19 protein-coding genes are annotated in these 19,711 nt (G+C 72.1%); 16 read left to right on the top strand and 3 right to left on the bottom strand.

What is annotated here, in order from left to right; all coding sequences use genetic code 11:
- From NON00_RS20905 to NON00_RS20835, 15 genes are all read left to right on the top strand, one after another.
- Positions 1-382, top strand: a 382-nt coding sequence (locus tag NON00_RS20905; RefSeq protein WP_256024677.1) for an ABC transporter permease subunit, incomplete at its 5' end; no start/stop codon positions are given.
- Positions 379-1,215, top strand: a complete 837-nt coding sequence (locus tag NON00_RS20900) for an ABC transporter permease subunit (RefSeq protein WP_256024676.1) — start codon at positions 379-381, stop codon at positions 1,213-1,215. The genes NON00_RS20905 and NON00_RS20900, both read left to right, overlap by 4 nt.
- The gene (locus tag NON00_RS20895; protein ID WP_256024675.1) at positions 1,212-2,762 is read left to right on the top strand and encodes an ABC transporter ATP-binding protein; all 1,551 of its coding nucleotides are present in this window, start codon (positions 1,212-1,214) and stop codon (positions 2,760-2,762) included. The genes NON00_RS20900 and NON00_RS20895 overlap by 4 nt, the downstream gene beginning before the upstream one ends.
- Positions 2,763-2,868: 106 nt before the next feature.
- Positions 2,869-3,537, top strand: coding sequence for a GntR family transcriptional regulator (locus NON00_RS20890; RefSeq protein WP_256024674.1), 669 nt, complete (start codon positions 2,869-2,871; stop codon positions 3,535-3,537).
- A 341-nt stretch (positions 3,538-3,878) separates the two neighbouring features.
- Positions 3,879-5,234, top strand: coding sequence for an allophanate hydrolase (gene atzF / locus NON00_RS20885; protein WP_256024673.1), 1,356 nt, complete (start codon positions 3,879-3,881; stop codon positions 5,232-5,234).
- Entirely contained in the window at positions 5,231-5,656 is a 426-nt protein-coding gene (locus NON00_RS20880; protein ID WP_256024672.1) for an amidase, read from the top strand. The genes atzF and NON00_RS20880 overlap by 4 nt, the downstream gene beginning before the upstream one ends.
- Positions 5,657-5,712: 56 nt before the next feature.
- Entirely contained in the window at positions 5,713-7,308 is a 1,596-nt protein-coding gene (locus NON00_RS20875) for an ABC transporter substrate-binding protein (protein ID WP_256024671.1), read from the top strand.
- A 12-nt stretch (positions 7,309-7,320) separates the two neighbouring features.
- A complete protein-coding gene (locus NON00_RS20870) occupies positions 7,321-8,334 on the top strand; it encodes an ABC transporter permease (RefSeq protein ID WP_256024670.1) in 1,014 nt (337 codons plus the stop codon).
- On the top strand, positions 8,334-9,221 hold the full coding sequence (locus tag NON00_RS20865; RefSeq protein WP_256024669.1) for an ABC transporter permease: 888 nt from the start codon (positions 8,334-8,336) through the stop codon (positions 9,219-9,221). Before NON00_RS20870 ends, NON00_RS20865 begins: the two co-directional genes overlap by 1 nt.
- 34 nt (positions 9,222-9,255) lie before the next feature.
- Positions 9,256-10,968 (top strand): ABC transporter ATP-binding protein, encoded by a 1,713-nt coding sequence (locus NON00_RS20860; RefSeq protein WP_256024668.1) that lies wholly within the window; start codon positions 9,256-9,258, stop codon positions 10,966-10,968.
- A gap of 153 nt (positions 10,969-11,121) precedes the next feature.
- Positions 11,122-11,337, top strand: coding sequence for an AtzG-like protein (locus NON00_RS20855; RefSeq protein ID WP_256024667.1), 216 nt, complete (start codon positions 11,122-11,124; stop codon positions 11,335-11,337).
- Positions 11,334-12,728, top strand: a complete 1,395-nt coding sequence (locus NON00_RS20850; protein WP_256024666.1) for an AtzE family amidohydrolase — start codon at positions 11,334-11,336, stop codon at positions 12,726-12,728. The genes NON00_RS20855 and NON00_RS20850 overlap by 4 nt, the downstream gene beginning before the upstream one ends.
- 10 nt (positions 12,729-12,738) lie before the next feature.
- Positions 12,739-13,650: an aldose 1-epimerase family protein gene (locus NON00_RS20845; protein WP_256024665.1), complete on the top strand. Its 912-nt coding sequence runs from the start codon at positions 12,739-12,741 to the stop codon at positions 13,648-13,650.
- 46 nt (positions 13,651-13,696) lie between these two features.
- The gene (locus NON00_RS20840) at positions 13,697-14,128 is read left to right on the top strand and encodes a DUF3429 domain-containing protein (protein WP_256024664.1); all 432 of its coding nucleotides are present in this window, start codon (positions 13,697-13,699) and stop codon (positions 14,126-14,128) included.
- 204 nt (positions 14,129-14,332) lie between these two features.
- Positions 14,333-16,270 carry a bifunctional 2',3'-cyclic-nucleotide 2'-phosphodiesterase/3'-nucleotidase gene (locus NON00_RS20835; protein ID WP_256024663.1) on the top strand — a complete coding sequence of 646 codons (1,938 nt, stop codon included), beginning with the start codon at positions 14,333-14,335 and terminating at the stop codon, positions 16,268-16,270.
- A gap of 74 nt (positions 16,271-16,344) precedes the next feature.
- Here NON00_RS20835 and NON00_RS20830 read toward each other — a convergent pair whose 3' ends face one another.
- From NON00_RS20830 to NON00_RS20820, 3 genes are all read right to left on the bottom strand, one after another.
- Positions 16,345-16,848, bottom strand: coding sequence for a hypothetical protein (locus NON00_RS20830; protein WP_256024662.1), 504 nt, complete (start codon positions 16,846-16,848; stop codon positions 16,345-16,347).
- A gap of 104 nt (positions 16,849-16,952) precedes the next feature.
- On the bottom strand, positions 16,953-18,167 hold the full coding sequence (locus NON00_RS20825) for a hypothetical protein (RefSeq protein WP_256024661.1): 1,215 nt from the start codon (positions 18,165-18,167) through the stop codon (positions 16,953-16,955).
- Positions 18,168-18,271: 104 nt separating this feature from the next.
- Positions 18,272-18,856 carry a TetR/AcrR family transcriptional regulator gene (locus NON00_RS20820; protein ID WP_256024660.1) on the bottom strand — a complete coding sequence of 195 codons (585 nt, stop codon included), beginning with the start codon at positions 18,854-18,856 and terminating at the stop codon, positions 18,272-18,274.
- A gap of 256 nt (positions 18,857-19,112) precedes the next feature.
- Between NON00_RS20820 and NON00_RS20815 the strand changes: the two genes are divergently transcribed.
- Positions 19,113-19,559 (top strand): (2Fe-2S)-binding protein, encoded by a 447-nt coding sequence (locus tag NON00_RS20815; protein WP_256024659.1) that lies wholly within the window; start codon positions 19,113-19,115, stop codon positions 19,557-19,559.
- The last annotated feature ends 152 nt before the right edge of the window (positions 19,560-19,711 follow it).

Genomic DNA, 19,711 nt, shown 5'->3' with positions numbered 1-19,711 from the left:
GGGGCTGGCCCGCGTCGCCCGCCATGGCGTGGCCGAGGCCGCCGCCGGCTGGCCCGCCCGCTTCGCCCGCATGCGCGGCGTGCCGCCCTGGCGCGTCGCGCTGCGCGTCGTGGCCCGCCCGGCCCTGCTGCCGGTGGCCGCCTATCTGCCGCTGCTGGCCATGCAGGTGGTGGAGGGCTTCCTGGCCACGGAACTGCTCTTCAACCTCGATGGCATCGGCCTGCTGCTGCTGCGCGCCCTGCTGGCGCGGGATATTCCCGTCGTCGCCGGGCTGGGGCTGACCTTCGCCCTGCTGCTGGCGCTGGCCACCCTGCTGGCCGAGCTTCTTCTCCGGCTGCTCGATCCGCGCCTGCGCGCCGCCGCCCGGCAAGAGGCCGCATGAGCCACCGCCCCGGCCATGCCCACCGGCCCATCCCCTGGCTCGGCCTCGCTCTGGCGCTGCTGCTGGGCGGCACCGCCCTCGCCGGCCCCGCCCTGCTGGCGGTGGACCCGCTGGAGCAGGACCTCCTGGCCGCCGGCGCCCCGCCCGGCGCCGAATGGTGGCTCGGCACCGATGCGCTGGGCCGCAGCATCCTCGCCCGCACCGTGGCGGCGGCACCGCTTTCCCTCGGCCTCGCCCTGGCGGCCAGCGCCGCCTCCGGCCTGCTCGGCCTGCTCGCGGGGCTGGCCGCCGCCGCGCTGCACGGCCTGCCGCGCCGCCTGCTGCTCGGCCTCGCCACCACCATCTATGCCTGCCCCGCTTTGCTGCTGGTGCTGCTGGCGGCCGAGCTGCTCGGCGGCGGCGCCGGCACCGTGCTGGCCGGGCTGGTGCTGACGCGCTGGCCCGCCTTCGCCCAGCTCTGCGAGCCCCTCGCCCGCGCCGCCCTCGCCGCCCCCCAGGCCGAGGCCAGCCTGCTGCTCGGCTTCGGTCCTGCCTACCGGCTGCGCCGCCACGCCGCCCCGGCCCTGGCCCGGCCGCTCCTCTCCCTCGCCGCGCTGCAACTGGGGGGCAACCTGCTGACCGTCTCCTCCCTTGGCTTCCTCGGCATCGGCCTGCTGCCGCCGCGCCCGGAATGGGGCGGCATGATCGCCGAGGCCCTGCCCTACCTCCAGGACTCGCCGCATATGCTGGCCGCCCCCGCCGCCGCCATCTTCCTCGCCACCTGGTGTGCCACCCTGCTCGGCGAGGCCCTGGCCGGCGAGCCGCCCCGCGCCCCCGTCGGAGAGGAGGCATGAGCGCCTTCCCCACCACCGGGCTTCCCACCACCGGGCTTCCCACCACCGGGCTTCCCACCACCGGGCTGCGGCTGGAGGGCTTCAGCCTCGCCCATGACGGCAAGCCCCTGCTGCGCGACATCAGCCTCGCCGTGCGGCCGGGGGAAAGCCTCTGCCTGATCGGCGCCTCCGGCGGCGGCAAGAGCCTGATCGCCGCCGCCATCATGGGGCTGCTGCCGGCCTGCATGGCGGCCAGCGGCTGGGTCCGCCTCGGCGGCCACACCATCCCGGCGGCGGACCAGCGCGCCCTGCGCCGCCTCTGGCACCACCAGACCTGCCTGCTGCCGCAGGAGCCGGGCGCCGCCCTGGCGCCGCTGCTGCCGGCGCTCGGGCAACTCCGCCTCGCCCCGCCGCGCGCATCCCTGGGCAATGAGAGGAAAGAGCGGGAGGGGAAAGGCTGGGAAGGGAAAGGCTGGGGCAAGGCGGCGGCCCTGTCCTGGCTGGCCCGCTTCGGGCTGGACGCCGCCGCCGCCCGCCGCCTGCCCTTCCAGCTTTCGGGCGGCATGGCCCAGCGCCTGCTCGCCGCCCTCGCCCTGCCCGCCGCCGCCCCCATCCTGCTGGCCGACGAGCCGACCAAGGGCCTGGACGACGCCCGGCGGGATGAGCTTCTCGCCCTGCTCGCCGCGCTGCGCGGCCAGGGGCGGGCGCTGCTGATCATCACCCACGACCTCGCCGTGCCGCGCGCCCTGGGCGGCGGCCTCGCCGTGCTGGAGGAAGGGCGCATCGCCGAGGCGGGGGAGGCCGCCACCCTGCTCGCCGCGCCAGCCTCCGCCTTCGCCCGCGCCTGCGTCGCCGCCGAGCCGCGCCACTGGCCGCCCCGCCCCCCCGCCACCCCCGGCGCCGAGATCGCCCGCGCCGAGGGCCTCGCGCTGCGGCGGGGCGGGCGGCATCTCGCCGGGCCGCTCGACCTCGCCCTGCGCGGCGGCACCCTCACCGCCCTGCTCGGGCCGAGCGGCGCCGGCAAGACCACGCTGGGGGATACCCTGCTCGGCCTCGCGCCGCCGGCCGCCGGGCGGCTCTCCTGGCTCGGCCAGGGGCTGGACCGGCGCACCCGCGCCACCCTCCGCCCGCGCTTCCAGAAGCTGCACCAGGACCCCACCGCCGTCTTCCCCGCCGGGCGGCCGATCGGCCACAGCCTGCGCGACCTCGCCCGCCTGCGGCCGGACAGCGCCAGCCGCCTGCCGGGGCTGCTGGAGCGGCTGGGGGTCGCGCCCGCCCTGCTGGAGAGAGCGCCGGACGCCATCAGCGGTGGGGAGGCGCAGCGCCTCGCCCTGGCGCGGGTGCTCTCGCTGCGGCCCGCCCTGCTCGTCGCCGATGAGCCGTGTTCGCGGCTCGATCCGCCGACGCGGCGCGAAACCCTCGGGCTGCTGCGCGGGCTGGCCGACCAGGACGGGCTGGCGGTGCTGCTCGTCACCCATGAGGGGGAGGCGGCGGCGAAGCTGGCGGATCACTGCGTCAGGATGGGGGGAGAACGGGAAGAAAGGCAGGAGGGGCTCCGCCCCTCCTGACCTCCCCGCCGGGGGAACTGAGTTCCCCCGGACCCCCGCATCCGTTTCAGGGCTTTCGGGGACCGGTGCCGGGGCTTAGTGAAAGGAGGCCATCGGGAGATCCGCCTTGTCCCTGCCGCCCCGCACCCGCGCCGAAGCCCTCGCCGCCACCCTCGCGGAACGGATCGTCGGCGGCACCCTGCGGCCGGGGCAGCGGCTCGATGAACAGGCCCTCGCCGACGAGGCCGGCGTCTCCCGCACCCCGGTGCGCGAGGCGCTGCGGCAACTCACCGCCACGGGGCTCGTGGAACTGCGGCCGCATCGCGGCGCCGTCGTCGCCTGCCCGGCGCCCGAGCGCCTGCGCGGCGCCTTCGAGCTGCTCGCCGAGCTGGAAGCCCTCTGCGCCCGCTGGTCCGCCCTGCGCATGACAGCGCGCGAGCGCGCCACCCTGGAAGCCCTCCACCACGCCATGGCCCCGATGGTGCGCGCCGGCGACCGCGCCGCCTACCGCGAGGCCAACCGCCGCTTCCACGCCCTGCTCTACGAGGGCGCGCACAACCCCCACCTCGCCGAGGTCGCCCTGGCCACCCACCGCCAGCTCGCCCCCTTCCGCGGCGCCCAGTTCGAGGCCCCGGAGCGCCTCGCCCGCTCCCATGCCGAGCATGCGGTGGTCGTCGCCGCCCTGCTGCGCGCCGAGGCCGGCCCCGCCGCCGAGGCCATGCGCCACCATATCCTCTCCAGCGGTGCCTCCTGGGAGAGCGTCGCCAGCCGTCCCGCCGCCGCCATCCCGGCCTGATGCACAAATTTTGCGCTCTTTTTGTCGAGATGCATACAATCAGCCCGTTCCTCGCCGCCTGAGAAAGGGTTCGAAAACGGGAACGGAGTCTTGAGAGGGGCTTTGCCCCTCTCAAACCTGCGCGGCAGTGCCGCGCAGCCACCAAAGGCCTGAGGCCTTTGGAAACCCAACGGAAGGAGGGTGCAGGGGGCCCTGCCCCCTGCTGGGGGTGAGGGGGCAAAGCCCCCTCAAGCCACGGGCGGCCTGCCCTGCTCGTTGCGCGGCAAAAACCGTGGCACGCCGTTTGCTCAGTCTCCGCCAGCCCCGCCAGCCCGGAGGGGGCAGCACCGCGGGGCCTGTGCATGGAGCCGTCCACCCTCTCCTTTCCCGGTGACCTCGCCGGCTACCGCCGCCTCTACGCGGCGGGCGAAAACCCGGCCCGGCTGCTGCGGGCCCTGCGCCGCCACCTCGCCGCCTGCGACGACCCCGGCATTTTCCTGCATGTCGCCGACGAGGCCACCCTCGAAAAAAGCCTGACGGCGCTGGACCCGGCACAGCGCGGCAGCCTGCCGCTCTGGGGCATTCCCTTCGCGGTGAAGGACAATATCGACGTGGCCGGCATGCCGACCACCGCCGCCTGCCCCGCCTTCACCCAGGCCCCCACCCGCCATGCCGGGGCGGTGCGGAAGCTGGTCGAGGCCGGCGCCATCCCCATCGGCAAGACCAATCTCGACCAGTTCGCCACCGGCCTCGTCGGCGTCCGCACCCCCTACCCGGTGCCGCGCAACCCGCGCGCGCCGGGGCGGGTGCCAGGCGGCTCCTCCTCCGGCTCCGCCGTCGCCGTGGCGCGCGGGCTGGTGCCCTTCGCCCTCGGCACCGACACCGCCGGCTCCGGCCGCGTCCCCGCCGGGCTGTGCGGCCTCACCGGGCTGAAGCCCACGCCGGGCGCCGTCTCCAGCCGGGGCGTCATCCCCGCCTGCCGCTCGCTCGACTGCGTCTCCATCTTCACCCAGGGCGTCGCCGAGGCGTGGGAAGTCTTCGCCGCCATGGCCGGGCCGGATGCGGAAGACCCCTGGTCGCGCGACATCCCCACCGGCGCGCCCGCCGCCACCCGCCCGGCCCGCCGCCTCGGCATCCCCGACGAGGCCAGCCGCCCGCGCTTCGACCCCGCCGCGGAAGCCGCCTGGGACGCCGCGCTGGCGCGCCTCAGCGGCCTGGGGCTGGAACTCGTGCCGCTCTCCTTCGCGCCCTTCTTTGAAACCGCCGCCCTGCTCTATGAAGGCGCCTGGGTGGCCGAGCGCCTCGCCTCGCTCGAATCTTTCTTTCAGTCTGCCCCGGCAGAGGCGGTGCTGCCGGTGACGCGCGGCATCATCGAGGCCAATGGCCGCCGCCACAGCGCCGCCGATGCCTTCCGCGCCCTGCACCGGCTGGAAGAACTGCGCCTTGCCACCCGCCCCATCTGGCAGGTGGTGGACGCCCTGGCCGTGCCCACCGCCCCCCTCTTCCCGACGCTGGAAGACCTCGCGGCGGACCCGATCACGCCCAATGCGCGGCTCGGCACCTTCACCAACTTCGTCAACCTGCTGGGCCTCGCCGCCCTGGCCGTGCCGGGGCCGGCGCGCCCGGATGGCCTGCCCGCCGGCGCCACCTTCATCGGCCCCGGCGGCGGCGATGCCGCCCTGGCCGCCCTCGGCCTGCGCTTCGAGGCCGCGGCATGAGCGGCGCGATGGAACAGGGCGGCATGGAGATCGTCGTCGTCGGCGCGCATATGTCCGGCCTGCCGCTGAACGGGGAATTGCTGGCGCTGAATGCCCGCTTCCTGCGCGCCGCGCGCACGCGGGACTGCTACCGCCTCTACCGCCTGCGCGGCGGCCCGCCCTTCCGCCCCGGCCTGCTGCGCGTCGCACCCGGCGCGGGGCACGCCATCGCCGTCGAGGTCTGGTCCGTGCCGCTGCCCTGCATCGGCGCGCTGCTGGCCGCCATCCCCGCGCCGCTCGGCCTCGGCACGCTGCTGCTGGAGGATGGCACCGCGCCCAAGGGCTTCCTCGCCGAGGCCGAGGGCGTGCGCGATGCCGAGGATATTTCTTTCAGTGGCGGCTGGCGCGCCTGGCTCGCCAGCCAGGGCACGGCCCTCGCCTGATGCGCCGCCCCGCCCCTTCCCCCCTTTCCTCCGCTGCACCCGACGGGAGAACGCCCATGCAACGCCGCGCCTTCCTGGCCGCCACGGCCAGCGCCCTCGCCGCCCCCGCCCTGCGCGCCTCCCCGGCCGCCGCGCAGTCGGCCAGCCGCGCCGAGACCCTGCTGCTGGTGCAGGAATACGGCCCGAACAGCCTGGACATGCAGGGCATCGGCGCCTCCCAGCCGGTGAACGGCGTGGCGCTGAACTGCTATGATCGTTTGCTGGGCTACAAAAAAGTCCCGCTGCCCGATGGCGGCGGCAGCACCTTCACCCTGCACGAACTGGAGCCGGAACTGGCCGAGAGCTGGCAGGAAGCCAGCGATGGCATGAGCGTCACTTTCAAGCTGCGCGACGCCAAGTTCCATTCCGGCCGGCCGGTGACGGCGAAGGACGTGAAGTGGTCGCTCGACCGCGCCGTCTCCATCGGCGGCTTCGCCACCACCCAGATGGCCGCCGGCAGCATGGAGAAGCCGGAACAGTTCGTCGCGCTGGACGACAGGACCTTCCGCATCGACTTCATCCGCCGCGACAAGCTGCTGATGCCCAATCTCGGTGTCACCATCCCCTATGTGATCGACAGCGAGACGGCCATCCGCAACTCCGGCGGCGACCCCTGGGCGAAGGAGTGGCTGAAGAACAACGTCGCCGGCTCCGGCGCCTTCAAGGTGGAAAGCTGGAAGCCGGGCACCGAGACCATCTATGTCCGCAACGAGGAATGGTGGGGCCAGAAGCCGCAGCTGCGCCGCATCATCACGCGCGACATCCCCTCGCCCTCCACCCGCCGCGCCCTGCTGGAGCGTGGCGATGCCGATGTCTCCGCCCTGCTGCCGCCCAAGGATTTCTCCGACCTCGCCGCCGCCGGCAAGGTGAAGGTGGTGGGCGTGCCGGTGCCGAACGGCATCTGGTACTGCGCCATGAACAGCGCGACCGGCCCCTTCACCGATGCCCGGCTGCGCCAGGCCGTCGCCTGGGCCATGCCGTATGAGAAGATCATGCAGGCCGCGCTCTATGGCCGCGGCGTCGGCATGTGGGGCGCCGAGGGCGGGCCGAGCACCGCCTGGCCGCAGCCCTTCCCCTACACCACCAACATCGAGAAGGCGCGCGCCCTGGTGCAGCAGGTGGCGCCGGGCGGCATCACCACCTCCGTCCTCTTCGATGCCGGGCAGGCCACGGTGGCCGAGCCGATCGCCGTGCTGGTGAAGGAGGCCCTCGCCCCGCTCGGCATCACGGTGGAGCTGAACAAGGTGCCCGGCGCCAATTTCCGCGGCGAGCTGGCGAAGAAGACGGCGCCCATGGTGATCAACCGCTTCGCCGGCTGGCTGGACTGGCCGGACTACTATTTCTTCTGGAACTTCCACGGCAGCAACTCGGTCTTCAACGTCGCCTCCTACCAGAACCCGGCGATGGACAGGCTGATCGACGCCGCCCGCTTCACTGGCGACAGGGCGGAATACGAGGCGGCGGTGAAGGGCTTCGTCGCCATGGCGCAGCAGGAGGTGCCGGTGCTGCCGCTGGCCCAGCCGCTGCACGACATGGCGATGCAGAAGAATATCGGCGGCTACCAGTTCTGGCCCTGCCGCGAGCCTGACTTCCGCGCCTTCACCAAGGGCTGAGGGGGCAGGCCGATGCTGCGCACCGCGCTGACACGGCTGGGCACGGCACTGCCCAGCCTGGCGGGGGTGATCATCGTCACCTTCCTGCTCACCCGCGTGCTGCCCGGCGACCCGGCGATCTATTTCGCCGGGCCCGTGGCCTCGCCGGAGGCGATCGCCGCCATCCGCGCGCAGCTCGGCCTGGATCAGCCGCTCTGGGCGCAGTTCGCCAGCTACATCGCCGCCCTGGTGAAGGGGGATCTCGGCGTGTCGCTGACCACCGGCCAGCCGGTCGCGGCGGAAATCGCCGCGCGCCTGCCGGCCTCGGCCGAGCTGACGCTGCTCGGCCTCTTCCTCGCCGTGGCGGTGGCCGTGCCGCTCGGCATCCTCGCCGCCCTGCGGCAGGGCTCGTGGATCGACCATGCCTGCCGCCTGCTGACCACGGCGGGCGTCTCGCTGCCGGTCTTCTTCACCGGGCTGCTGGCGGTCTATGTCTTCTACTACCTGCTCGGCTGGTCGCCCGCGCCGCTCGGCCGGCTGGACAGCTTCCTCAGCGAGCCGCCCGCGCGCACCGGTTTTCTCCTCGTGGACAGCCTTCTCGCGGGGGATATGGAAGTCTTCCACGCGGCGCTGGCGCAGATCCTCCTGCCGGCGGCGACGCTCGGCCTCTTCGCCCTCGCGCCGCTGGCGCGCATGACGCGAGCGGCCATGCTCGCCGCCCTCTCCGCCGAGTTCATCCGCACCGCGCGGGCGAGCGGCCTCGGCGCGCGCAGCGTCGTCCTCACCTACGCCTTCCGCAACGCCATGCTGCCGGTGCTGACGACGCTCGGCATGGTCTTCTCCTTCCTGCTCGGCGCCAATGTGCTGGTGGAGAAGGTCTTCGCCTGGCCCGGCATCGGCTCCTACGCGGTGGAGGCGCTGATCGCCTCCGACTTCGCGCCGGTGCAGGGCTTCGTCCTGACCATGGCGATCCTCTACATCCTGCTGAACCTGGCGATCGACCTGCTCTACGGGCTGATCGACCCCCGCATGCGCAAGGTGGCGTGATGGCCGAGACCCCAGCCCTGCCCGCCGAGGCCCCCTCCCCCCTCGCCGCCCTGCTGCGCCACGCGCGGCATGTGGTGGCGGGCAATCCGGTCACGGCGCTCGCCTTCCTGCTCTTCCTGCTGCTGCTGCTCTGCGCCGTGCTCGGCCCCGTGCTGGCACCGCATGACCCGCTGGCCAGCGACACCACCCGCGCCCTCGCCGCCCCCTCCGCCCGCCACCCCTTCGGCACGGATCACCTGGGGCGCGACATCCTCTCGCGCGTCGTCGTCGCCGCGCGGCTCGATATGGGCATCGCCATTTTCTCCGTCGCGCTGGTCTTCCTGCTCGGCGGCCTCGCCGGCGTCGCCGCCGGTTTCTTCGGCGGCTGGACGGACCGCATCGTCGGCCGGCTGGCCGATACCATCATGGCCTTCCCGCTCTTCGTGCTGGCCATGGGCATCGTCGCCGCCCTCGGCAACACGGTGACGAACATCGTCATCGCGACCGCCATCGTCAATTTCCCGCTCTATGCGCGCATCGCCCGCGCCGAGGCGGCGGTGCGGCGCGAGGCCGGCTATGTCCAGGCCGCGCGCCTCACCGGCAATGGCGAGATCCGCGTGCTGCTCACCACCATCCTGCCCAACATCCTGCCCATCATGGCGGTGCAGATGTCGCTCACCATGGGCTATGCCATCCTCAACGCGGCGGGCCTTTCCTTCATCGGCCTCGGCGTCAAGCCGCCGACGCCGGAATGGGGGATCATGGTGGCGGAAGGCGCCTCCTACATCGTCTCCGGCGAATGGTGGGTGGCGCTCTTCCCCGGCCTCGCCCTCATGCTCGCCGTCTTCACCTTCAACCTGCTCGGCGATGGGCTGCGTGACATCGTCGACCCGCAGCGCCGGAGCTGAACCCATGGACAGCCCCCCCATGGACACCCCCCCCATGGACACCCCCCCCATGGACACCCCCCATGTCCCGCTGCTCGACGTGCAGGACCTGACCGTCGAATTCGCCACGCGGCGCGGCCCGGTGCGCGCGGTGCGCCGCGTCTCCCTCTCCATCGCGCGGGGCGAGACGCTCGGCGTGGTGGGGGAGAGCGGCTCGGGCAAATCCGTCACCTCCTACGCGGTGATGCGCATCCTCGACCGCGCCGGGCGCATCGCGGAAGGCTCCATCGCCTTCTCCGGCGTGCCACTGCGCGAGCTGGGCGAGGGCGAGATGCAGGATATCCGCGGGCGGGAGATCTCGATGATCTTCCAGAACCCGCGCGCCGCGTTGAACCCGATCCGCACCGTCGGCCGGCAGATCGCCGATGTGCTGCTGCGCCATGGCCAGGCGACACGCGCCAATGCCCGCGCCAAGGCGATCGAGGCGCTGGAACAGGTGCGCATCGCCCGCGCCGCCGAGCGCTATGACGCCTATCCCTTCGAGCTTTCGGGCGGCATGTGTCAGCGCATCGTCATCGCCCTGGCGCTGGCCTGCCGCCCGCGCCTGCTGATCGCCGACGAGCCGACCACCGGCCTCGACGTGACGACGCAGAAGGCGGTGATGGACCTCGTCTCCGAGCTGACGCGCGCGCGCGGCATGTCCACCCTGCTCATCACCCATGATCTCGGCCTCGCCGCCGCCTATTGCGACCGCGTGGTGGTGATGCAGCAGGGGGAGGTGGTGGAAAGCGCCGCTTCCCACAGCATTTTCCGCGCGCCGCAGCACGCCTATACCCGCCGCCTGATGCGCGCCACGCCGCGCCCCGGCGCCCGCCTGCGCGACCTGCTGCCCGAGGGCGGCGCCGTGCCCGAGCCGGTGGCCACGGCCCCCGCCGCCGCGCCCGATGCGCCGCCGCTGCTCGAAGTCTCCAGCCTGGTGAAGGAATATCCGCGTGCTGGCGCCGCCGGCCTGCTCACCCGCTGGCTGAAGCGCGGCGCGCCGCCCGCGCCCTTCCGCGCCGTCGATGGCATCAGCTTCACCATCCGGCGCGGCGAGAGCCTCGGCCTCGTCGGTGAGTCCGGCTGTGGCAAATCCACCACCTCGATGATGCTGATGCGCCTGCTGGACCCGAGTTCCGGCAGCATCCGTTTCCTGGGGCAGGAGATCGGCGCCATGCCGGCGCGCGGCTTCGCCGCCTCACCGCTGCGCCGGCGCATCCAGATGGTGTTCCAGGACCCGACGGACAGCCTCAACCCGCGCCTGACCGCCGCCCGCGCCATCGCCGACCCCATTCTCCGCATGGGCGAGGCGCGCGGCGCCGCGCTGCGCGCGCGCATCGACGAACTGGCCGATCTCGTTGGCCTGCCGCGCGCCCTGCTGCACCGCTTCCCGCACCAGCTTTCCGGCGGGCAGAAGGCGCGCGTCGGCATCGCCCGCGCCATCGCGCTGAACCCGGATCTCGTCATCCTCGACGAGCCCACCGCGGCGCTGGATGTCTCCGTCCAGGCCGTGGTGCTGAACCTGCTCCAGGACCTGAAGCTGCGCCTGGGCATGAGCTATCTCTTCGTCAGCCACGACCTGCATGTCGTGCGCCTGCTCTGCGACCGCGTCATCGTCATGCGCCAGGGGCGCATCGTCGAGGAGGGCAGCGCCGAACAGGTGCTGGAAGCCCCGCGCGCCGACTACACGCGCGAACTCATCGCCGCCATCCCGCATCCACCCATTTAATTTCTTCTTTTTCTGAAGAAAAAGAAGCAAAAAGACTTTTTTAGGCTGCCGCCGTCTCCCAGCGCAGCGGGACGCTCAACAGAAAAAAGTTTTTTGGTTCTTTTTTTTCAAAAAAGAACATTCTCTTTTCTTGTTCCGCGAAAGGCCCCCGCCATGACCGAGCCCCTTCCCCCCGTGACTGAAGAGGAGGCGCGCGCGGCCGTTGCCCTGGCCGCGCGGCTGGCGGGCGTGCCGCTGCGCGAGGAGTGGCAGGCGGCGGCGGCCACCAGCTATCTGGCGACCGTCGCGGCGGCGCGGCTGGTGCTTGATTTCCCGCTGGAGGACGAGGCCGAATACGCCCCGGTCTTCCGCCCGGTCTTCCGCGCGTGAGCGGCGCACCGCTTTCGGCCACGGCCATCGTCGCGGCGCTGCGCGCGGGGCGGCTTTCCGCGCGGGCGGTGGTGGAGGATTCGCTCGGCCGCATCCGCGCGCAGGATGCCACCATCAACGCCTTCACCGATGTCGTCGCAGAGCGCGCCCTGGCCCGCGCCGATGCGCTGGACGCGGCCCGCGCGCGCGGCGAGGAAACCGGCCCGCTCTCGGGCGTTCCTTTCGCCGTCAAGAATCTGTTCGACATCGCGGGCCTGCCGACCCGCGCCGGCTCCCTGATCAACCGCGGCCGCGCCCCCGCCGCGCGCGATGGCTTCCTGGTGCGGCGGCTGGAGGCGGCGGGGGCCGTGCTGCTCGGCGGGCTGAACATGGGCGAATACGCCTATGACTTCACCGGCGAGAACGCGCATGACGGCCCCTCCCGCAACCCGCGCGACATCGCGCATATGGCGGGCGGCTCCTCGGGCGGCTCGGGCGCGGCGGTGGCCGCGGGCATGGTGCCGCTGGCGCTCGGCTCGGACACCAATGGCTCCATCCGCGTGCCCTCCTCGCTCTGCGGGTTGTTCGGGCTGAAGCCGACCTATGGCCGCCTCAGCCGCGAGGGCAGCTTTCCCTTCGTCTCCTCGCTCGACCATCTGGGGCCGATGGCGGGCAGCGTGGCCGACCTCGCCCTCTCCTATGACGCGATGCAAGGCCCGGACGCGGAAGACCCGATGCAGGCACCGCGCCCCATCGAGCCCACCCTGCCAGAACTGGAGAAGGGCCTTGGCGGCCTGCGCATCGCCGTGGCGGGCGGGCATTTCGCGCGCGGGGGGGAGCCGGTGGCGCAGCAGGCCGTGGCGCTGGCGGCCCAAGCCCTCGGCGCCAGCCGCGTGGTGGACATCCCGGAGGCCGCGCGGGCGCGTGCCGCCGCCTATGTCATCACCGCCGCCGAGGGCGCGGCGCTGCATGCGGAGCGCCTGCGCGCCCGCCCGCAGGATTTCGACCCCGATGTGCGGGACCGGCTGATCGGCGGCCTGGCCATCCCGGCGGGCTGGGTGGCGCGGGCGCAGCGTTTCCGCCGCTGGTATCAGGCGCGGGTGATGGCGCTGTTCCAGGAGGTGGAGCTGATCCTGGCCCCCGCCACCCCGGCGCGCGCCCCGCTGCTCGGCCAGAAGACGCTGGTGCTGGAGGGGCAGACCGTGCCGCTGCGGCCCAATCTCGGCATTTACACCCAGCCGGTTTCCTTCATCGGCCTGCCTGTCGTTGCCGTGCCGCTCTGGCCGGATGCGGGGCTGCCGATTGGCGTGCAGATCATCGCCCCGCCCTGGCGGGAGGATCTGGCCCTGCGCGCCGCGCGGGCGCTGGAGCGCGATGGCGTCGCCCGCTGCGGCGTCTTCCAGGCCGGGTGACCCAGCCGGATTGACAGGCCCGGCGGCGGGCGGCACCACGCCGGGCATGCTGACGCTGCGACGGCACGATGCCCGCCTCACCCTCTCGCCGCTCGGGGCGGAAATGCGCTCCTGGCGGGCGGCGGGGCGGGAATGGCTGTGGCCCGGCGATGCCCGGTGGTGGGCGCGCAGCGCCCCGGTGCTCTTCCCGATCGTCGGCTGGGCGCGGGACGGGGTGATCCGCCACGGCGCCCACAGCTACCCGATGGGCGTGCATGGCTTCGCCGCCGCGCGGCGCTTCCGCCTCGCCGGGCAGGGCGAGTCCTGGGCGCGCCTCGTGCTGGAGGATGACGCGGAAAGCCGCGCCGCTTTTCCCTTCGCCTTCCGGCTGGGGGTGGAATACCGGCTTTCCGCGCGCGGCGTGGCGGTGGCCCTCCGCATCGCCAATCCGGGGGTGGAGGCGCTGCCCTATGCGGTGGGGCTGCATCCCGGCTTCCTCTGGGACCCGGCGGCCGAGGGCCATGCGGCCCTGTTCAGCCGGGAGGAGGTGCCGGAGGTGCCGGTCATCGCGCCGGGCGGGCTGTTCTCGGCGCGCCGCCGCGCGGTGCCGCTGCGCGAACGCCGCCTGCCGCTCAGCGGCGCCCTGCTGGCCGAGGAAGCCCTCTGTTTCCTGAACCTGCGCAGCCGCGTGCTGCGCTTCGCCAATGCCGGCCGCGGCATGATCGAGATGCGGCTGTGGAACTTCCCGCACCTCGCCCTGTGGTCGCCGGCGGGGGCGCCCTTCCTCTGCCTGGAGGCCTGGACGGGGCATGGCGACCCGGAAGGGTTTACCGGTAAATTGGCGGACAAGCCCTCGATGCGCTGGCTGCCCCCCGGCGGGCGGGCCTGGCACCGCGTGGCCTTCCGCCTGCACCCCGCCGGCCCGGGCTTGCCGGCGGGCTGAGCGCCGCCATTTCCCTGCCACGCATCGCTGTTTCCGGAGTTGCCGCATGTCCTCCCTGCCCGCCGTGCCCCCTGCCGCTTCCTGGCTGGGCGGCGCGGGCCTGCTGCCCTTCCTCACCCTGGCGGTGGCCAGCCTGATGCCGGGCGAGAGCGGCGCCCTGGCCGCCACGGCGCTGCTGGCCTATGGCGCCGCCATCCTCTCCTTCCTGGGCGGCATCCGCTGGGGTCTGGCCATGGCCCGCGCCGAGAGCGGGGCGCTCTGGGCGGAATTGTCCCTCTCCGTCCTGCCGTCGCTGCTGGCCTGGGTGGCGCTGCTGCTGCCGCGCCCGGCGGGGCTGCTGCTGCTGGCCGTGAGCCTCGCGGGGCAATGGCTGCTGGACAGCCGCACCACCCTGGCGCCGGGCTGGTATCCCCGCCTGCGCCTGCCGCTCTCGCTCGGCGCCATCGCGGCGCTGCTGGTGGGATATTGGTTTTCTTGAGATTCTTCTTTTTCTAAAGAAAAAGAAGCAAAAAGATTTTTTCAGGCTGCCGCCGTCTCCCGGCACAGCGGGACGCCAGACTGAAAAAGTTTTTTGGTTCTTTTTTTCAAAAAAGAACGCTCTTTTCTGAAAAATCCCTCATCTGGCCAGCCTGGGCGGGCGCATGTTACGTCCTGCGCTCCCCATTCCAGGCAGGCCCAGACCATGCCCCTTTCCCGTCGTGCGATTCTGCTGTCCGGTGTTGCCCTCTCGCTCGCGCCGCAGGCACGGGCGCAGGCCCAGGCCGCGCCCCGGCTGCGCCTGCGCCTGCTGGAAACGACGGACCTGCACGTCAACGTCTATCCCTATGACTATTACCGGGACCGGACGGATGACACGGTGGGCCTCGCCCGCACCGCCACGCTGATCGCCGCCGCCCGCGCCGAGGCGCCCAACAGCCTGCTCTTCGACAATGGCGACGTCATCCAGGGCAGCCCGCTCGGCGACTACATGGCCTATGCGCACGGCATGAAGCCCGGCGATGTCCACCCCATCATCGCCGCCATGAACGGGCTGGATTATCTCTGCGGCACGCTGGGCAACCACGAATTCAACTATGGGCTGGACTACCTCGCCGCCGCGCTGGGCGGGCAGAACTTCCCCAGCGTCTGCGCCAATGCGCTGAAGCCGGATGGCACGCCGCTCGTCCCCCCCACCCGAATCTTCACGCGCGAGATGGTGGACGAGGCCGGGCAGCGCCACAGCCTGCGCATCGGCGTCATCGGCTTCGTGCCGCCACAGATCATGCAGTGGGATCAGGCGAACCTCGCCGGCAAGCTCACCACCACCGACATCGTCGAGGCCGCGCGCCAGCACCTGCCGAAGCTGCGGGCGGAATCCGATGTGGTGGTGGCGCTCTGCCATTCCGGCATCGCCGGCGGCGCGGCGCAGAAGGGGGCGGAGAACGCGGCCCTCTACCTCGCCGAGGTGCCGGGCATCGATGCCATCCTGACCGGGCATCAGCACCTCGTCTTCCCCGGCAACGACTTCGCCAATATCCCCGGCGTGGACGCGAAGCGCGGCACGCTGCACGGCGTGCCGGCGGTGATGGCGGGCTTCTGGGGCAGCCATCTCGGCATCATCGACCTGGTGCTGGAGCGCCAGGGCCAGGCCTGGAAGGTGGCGGACTTCGCCACCGAGGCCCGCCCCATCTATGAGCGCCTGCCGGACCGCCGCATCCTGGCCAGGGCCGAGAGCAGCGCCGCCGTGCTCGCCGCCGCGCGCACCGAGCACGAGGCGACGCTGGCCTATGTCCGCCAGCCGGTGGGCGAGACGCGCGGGCCGATCACCAGCTACTGGGCCACGGTGTCGGATGACCCCTCGGTGCAGATCGTCAGCAATGCGCAGCTCTGGTATGTGCAGGGGCTGGTGAAGGGCACGCCGCTGGCGGGCCTGCCGCTGCTCTCCGCCGCGGCGCCCTTCAAGGCGGGCGGTCGCGGCGGGCCGGACTACTACACCGATGTGAAGCCGGGGCCGCTGGCCATCAAGGATGTCGCGGATATCTACCTCTATCCGAACACCCTGCGCGTGGTGAAGGTGACGGGGGCGCAGCTGCGGGAGTGGCTGGAGCGTTCGGCGGGGCTGTTCAACCGCATCGATCCGGCCTCGGCGGAGGAGCAGCCGCTCATCAACACCCGTTTCCCCTCCTACAATTTCGACGTGGTGGATGGGGTGACCTACCGCATCGACGTCACCCAGCCCGCGCGCTACGACCTGGATGGCAAGCTGGTGGAACCAGGGGCGCGGCGCATCACCGATCTGGCCTATCAGGGCAAGGCGGTGGAGGAGGCGCAGGAATTCCTCATCGCCACCAACAATTACCGCGCCGGCGGCGGTGGCAATTTCCCCGGGGCCGACGGCAAGACCATCGTGCTGGAAGCGCCGGATCTCAACCGGGATGTCGTGCTGCGCTACATCGTCGAGCAGAAGGCCATCGACCCGGCGGCGGATGGCAACTGGTCGCTCGCGCCCTGGCCGGCCTCGGCCGTGGTCAGCATCGTCAACGGGCCGGGCGCGGCGAAGTTCCAGCCCATCGGGGTGAAGGCCAGCGAGATCGGCAGCGCGCCGGATGGTTTTCTCAGATACCGGCTCAGCCACGGGTAAGCGAGCAGCCGGAAAAAATCCGGGGCGCTGCCCCGGGCCCCGCTGGGGGGACAGGGTCCCCCCAGACCCCGCCTTCAGGGGGCAGAATTGGGGGGCAGGGCGGCGACACAGGCCAGGAAAGCCTCGCCCACATGCGCCGCCGGGGGCACGGAAAAGGCGAGGTCCAACTGGGGGGAACGGAACTCGCCGCCGGCCAGCGTGGCATGCACGAGGTCCAGGCCACCATGCTTGCGCTGCCGCGACAGGCCAAAGGCCCGCTGCGCCACCGGTAATCCCGTCAGCGACCAGGTGCCGGCAGGGCCGGAAAACACGATCTCGGCGGACCGGGAAGCATTGAGCTGCGGGCCCGCGCCATCGAACCGCCCCATGGCCAGGGCCACCGTCGCCGGACGCACCGCGAACTGCACCTTGGCGGCGCGCGCACTGGCGACCAGGACGCAAACCCCATCGGCGACGCGGGCCTCCCAATCGCTCTCCGGCGGGGGCGGCGCGGCAGCCGGAGCCGCGTGGCCAGCCTCGCCGGCACCGCCACAGGCCGCGAGGAAAACAGCCGCCAGGACAGACCCGAAGACACGCATGCCACCCCACAACCCGGCTCTCATGCGGGCATTCTAGGCGGCCAGGGCGCAGGGGCCAAGGAACCGCGGACGCCCCGCCAGCCTGCGGCCCCTCAAGACGCGGATCAGCGGGGCGGGGATGCCGGCCTTTCCGCCATCCTGCTCTGGCGCGGCGTCCTGTCTCTCCGGGCCTTGATGGGCTTGAGCCGTTCCATCCGTGGCGCGGGACCAAAGGGGCGCGTCACCTCGATCTCCATCTCGCGCGAAATCCAGCCCATCCGGCGGCATTGGGCGCGGCGGGGCGTGCCGGGCACGGCATCCCAGCTGTAGAATTCACCGCCCGCCTGAAACTCCCGCCAGCCATGCCGGCGGGTCGAGAGGATGCGCGGGCCGTAGCCGGGCTTCCGGTTGCCCCAATCCGAGAAGGAGCAGGCGATATGCCACGGGCCATCGGCAGATTCCTGCGTCAGGATCACGGCATCCGTCGGCGCATTGCCTCTCTGCCATTGGAGCACCATGAAAATCTCTGGCAGGCCGTCCTGATTCAGATCGAATTCCAGATAATCGAGCCAGAGGCTCGAGTCGAAATTGGTGGGTCTCAAGCCGTGCTCATCCCGCAGGCCCAGGCGATCACCATCGTAATTCTCGGCCATTAACGATACCATGCTGTCGCCACTCTGACGCAGCGCATGCAGCGCGGCGGCGATCCGGGGCGGAAAGCGGGACCATCCGTGAGTCTTGCCCCCGGCCAGGGCGGGCGGGCCGGTCCGCTGGCACGTCCCGGCGCCCGGCGCGTCAGGCGGCGCGCGGAATTCGTAGCGCCCTTCCGAGGTTTCAAAGCCCCGCCAGCCCCCCTCCCCCGCCGGCAGCAGATTCAGCCCGCCACCCGCCATGCCGCGATCGGTGATCAGGCAGCCGAGGCTCCAACTCTCACGGTTAGGGTTCAGGATCATGACGGCGCCATGCAGGGCCGGGCCGGGGCCAAGCTCCGGCCAGTCAAACAGCAGGATGGCATCCGGCTGGCCATCGCCGTTCAGGTCGTGCAGTTGATAGAGCAGATGGCGGGTGGGCTCGAAATTGCGGGGCGGCGCGCCCTCATGGTCGAGGCCGATATGGTCGCCATCCAGGTTGTGCCGGAAGGTTTCGGCCAGCGGGGTGTCGATCTGGCGGAAGCTCTCCAGCGCACTGCTGGCCCAGCCATTGAACGTCTGCAAGGTGGTGAACACGCTGGCGGCCCAGGCCGGGGCCGCCAGCAGCAGGAAGGCCAGCAGCACCGCGTGCAGGGGCAGACCGGCCCGCACCAGACCTTGCGCGGGCCACGGGATGACAGGGCGAGACATGGCACGCTCCTCCGGCACCCGCGCGGGGCAGGCGCCCAAACGGGGGCCGATATCCTGCGGTCCGCGCGCCGCAGACTTCAAGGCGCATGGCGCCGGCCGGCGCGTCAGGCCCGCGTGGCGATCAGGCGGCGCGTCGCCTCCACGGCGGCCTCGCGGAAGCGGGCCGCCGGCACGCCATGGGTGCGGGCCAGGATATGCACCTCGCAGGGGGCGCTGCTCCAGCTATGCGCCAGGGCGATCAGCAGGGCCAGCAGCACCAGCGGGTCCCAGCCGGGGTCCACCATCCCCTCCGCCTGGGCGCGGCGGATTTTTTCCAGTTTGGCGGCATAGGAGCGCCAGCGCGGATGCTCGGGCGTCACCGCCGCCTGGCAATTCCCCTCCAGCGCGGACCAGGCGGCGATGCGGTGCAACTCCGGCCGCGCCTGGAAGAAGTCGAACAGCCGGCCGACATAGCCCGGCAGATCCGCCGGCTCCATCGGCACCGCCTGGGCGATCTCCTCCATCAGCCGCGCCTTGATGCCCTCCAGCAGGGCCTGCTTGTCCTCGAAATGGGCGTAGAGGCGCTCCTTGCTGGTGCGCGCCTCCGATGCAATCCGGTTGATCCGCGCACCCGCGATCCCGTAGCGTGCGAACTCCTGGCGGGCCGCTTCCAGAATACGCTCGCGGGTGGATTCGTCCTGGGCTGACATGGCGCCGGGTTCCTGGGCTCCGGATTCCTGGGGAGGGTGCACCCAAACCATCCTGTTTGACACAGATGCACGCGCCAGGATAAAACCAAACTGTTCGGTCTGGCCCCTGCCGTTGCGCCTCATTCTACGACCTGGGCCCCGCCAGGGACAGGCCCGCACCTTTTTTCCTGCCCGCTCTTTTTTTCCTGACGGCCCGCATGGCCCGCCCGCCATGCCGCCGCCTTCCGACCGACCTCGCCCCTGAAGGACGGACCCCATGGAACTCACCATCAACGGCACGCCCCGCACGATCGAGGCCGAGCCGGATACCCCCCTGCTCTGGGTGCTCCGCGACGAGCTGGGCATGACCGGCACCAAATATGGCTGCGGCGCGGCCCAGTGCGGCGCCTGCACCGTGCTGGTGGACGGCCAGCCCACGCGCTCCTGCGTCACCCCGGTGGAGAGCATCGCCGGCCTGCCCATCACCACCATCGAGGCGGTGCAGCAGGACCCGGTCGGCAAGAAGGTCGTCGAGGCCTGGGTGGCGAACCAGGTGCCGCAATGCGGCTACTGCCAGTCCGGCCAGGTGATGGCGGCCACCGCCCTGCTGAAGCAGACCCCGCAGCCGACGGAGGAGGAGATCGCCGCCGCCATGGTCAATCTCTGCCGCTGCGGCACCTACAACGCCATCGCCGCCGCCGTGCGGCAGGCCGCCCAGGGCTGAGGAGGACACGGACCATGGATGGCATGAGCCCCGCTTTCTTCCCCCCCACCGCGCTGCCGGAAGGGCAGCCGGAAGGGCAGCCCCTCAACCTCTCCCGCCGCGGCATGCTCGGCGCCGCGCTGGGCGCGCTGGTGCTGGGCGTCGCCCTGCCC

It is taken from the genome of Roseomonas sp. GC11 (assembly GCF_024437745.1).
Taxonomy (GTDB): Bacteria; Pseudomonadota; Alphaproteobacteria; order Acetobacterales; family Acetobacteraceae; genus Pseudoroseomonas.
The sequence above is the reverse complement of the archived record's forward strand: the minus strand, read 5'-3'. Positions and strand labels throughout refer to the sequence as shown.

Bases quoted from the DNA above. Each gene is read 5' to 3' on its own strand.
- NON00_RS20835 (WP_256024663.1), top strand. From the start codon at position 14,333: ATGCCCCTTTCCCGTCGTGCGATTCTGCTGTCCGGTGTTGCCCTCTCG.
- NON00_RS20830 (WP_256024662.1), bottom strand. From the start codon at position 16,848: ATGCGTGTCTTCGGGTCTGTCCTGGCGGCTGTTTTCCTCGCGGCCTGT.
- NON00_RS20815 (WP_256024659.1), top strand. From the start codon at position 19,113: ATGGAACTCACCATCAACGGCACGCCCCGCACGATCGAGGCCGAGCCG.
- NON00_RS20870 (WP_256024670.1), top strand. From the start codon at position 7,321: ATGCTGCGCACCGCGCTGACACGGCTGGGCACGGCACTGCCCAGCCTG.
- NON00_RS20820 (WP_256024660.1), bottom strand. From the start codon at position 18,856: ATGTCAGCCCAGGACGAATCCACCCGCGAGCGTATTCTGGAAGCGGCC.
- NON00_RS20880 (WP_256024672.1), top strand. From the start codon at position 5,231: ATGAGCGGCGCGATGGAACAGGGCGGCATGGAGATCGTCGTCGTCGGC.
- atzF (WP_256024673.1), top strand. From the start codon at position 3,879: ATGGAGCCGTCCACCCTCTCCTTTCCCGGTGACCTCGCCGGCTACCGC.
- NON00_RS20875 (WP_256024671.1), top strand. From the start codon at position 5,713: ATGCAACGCCGCGCCTTCCTGGCCGCCACGGCCAGCGCCCTCGCCGCC.
- NON00_RS20865 (WP_256024669.1), top strand. From the start codon at position 8,334: ATGGCCGAGACCCCAGCCCTGCCCGCCGAGGCCCCCTCCCCCCTCGCC.
- NON00_RS20840 (WP_256024664.1), top strand. From the start codon at position 13,697: ATGTCCTCCCTGCCCGCCGTGCCCCCTGCCGCTTCCTGGCTGGGCGGC.
- NON00_RS20900 (WP_256024676.1), top strand. From the start codon at position 379: ATGAGCCACCGCCCCGGCCATGCCCACCGGCCCATCCCCTGGCTCGGC.
- NON00_RS20895 (WP_256024675.1), top strand. From the start codon at position 1,212: ATGAGCGCCTTCCCCACCACCGGGCTTCCCACCACCGGGCTTCCCACC.
- NON00_RS20855 (WP_256024667.1), top strand. From the start codon at position 11,122: ATGACCGAGCCCCTTCCCCCCGTGACTGAAGAGGAGGCGCGCGCGGCC.
- NON00_RS20860 (WP_256024668.1), top strand. From the start codon at position 9,256: ATGGACACCCCCCCCATGGACACCCCCCATGTCCCGCTGCTCGACGTG.
- NON00_RS20825 (WP_256024661.1), bottom strand. From the start codon at position 18,167: ATGTCTCGCCCTGTCATCCCGTGGCCCGCGCAAGGTCTGGTGCGGGCC.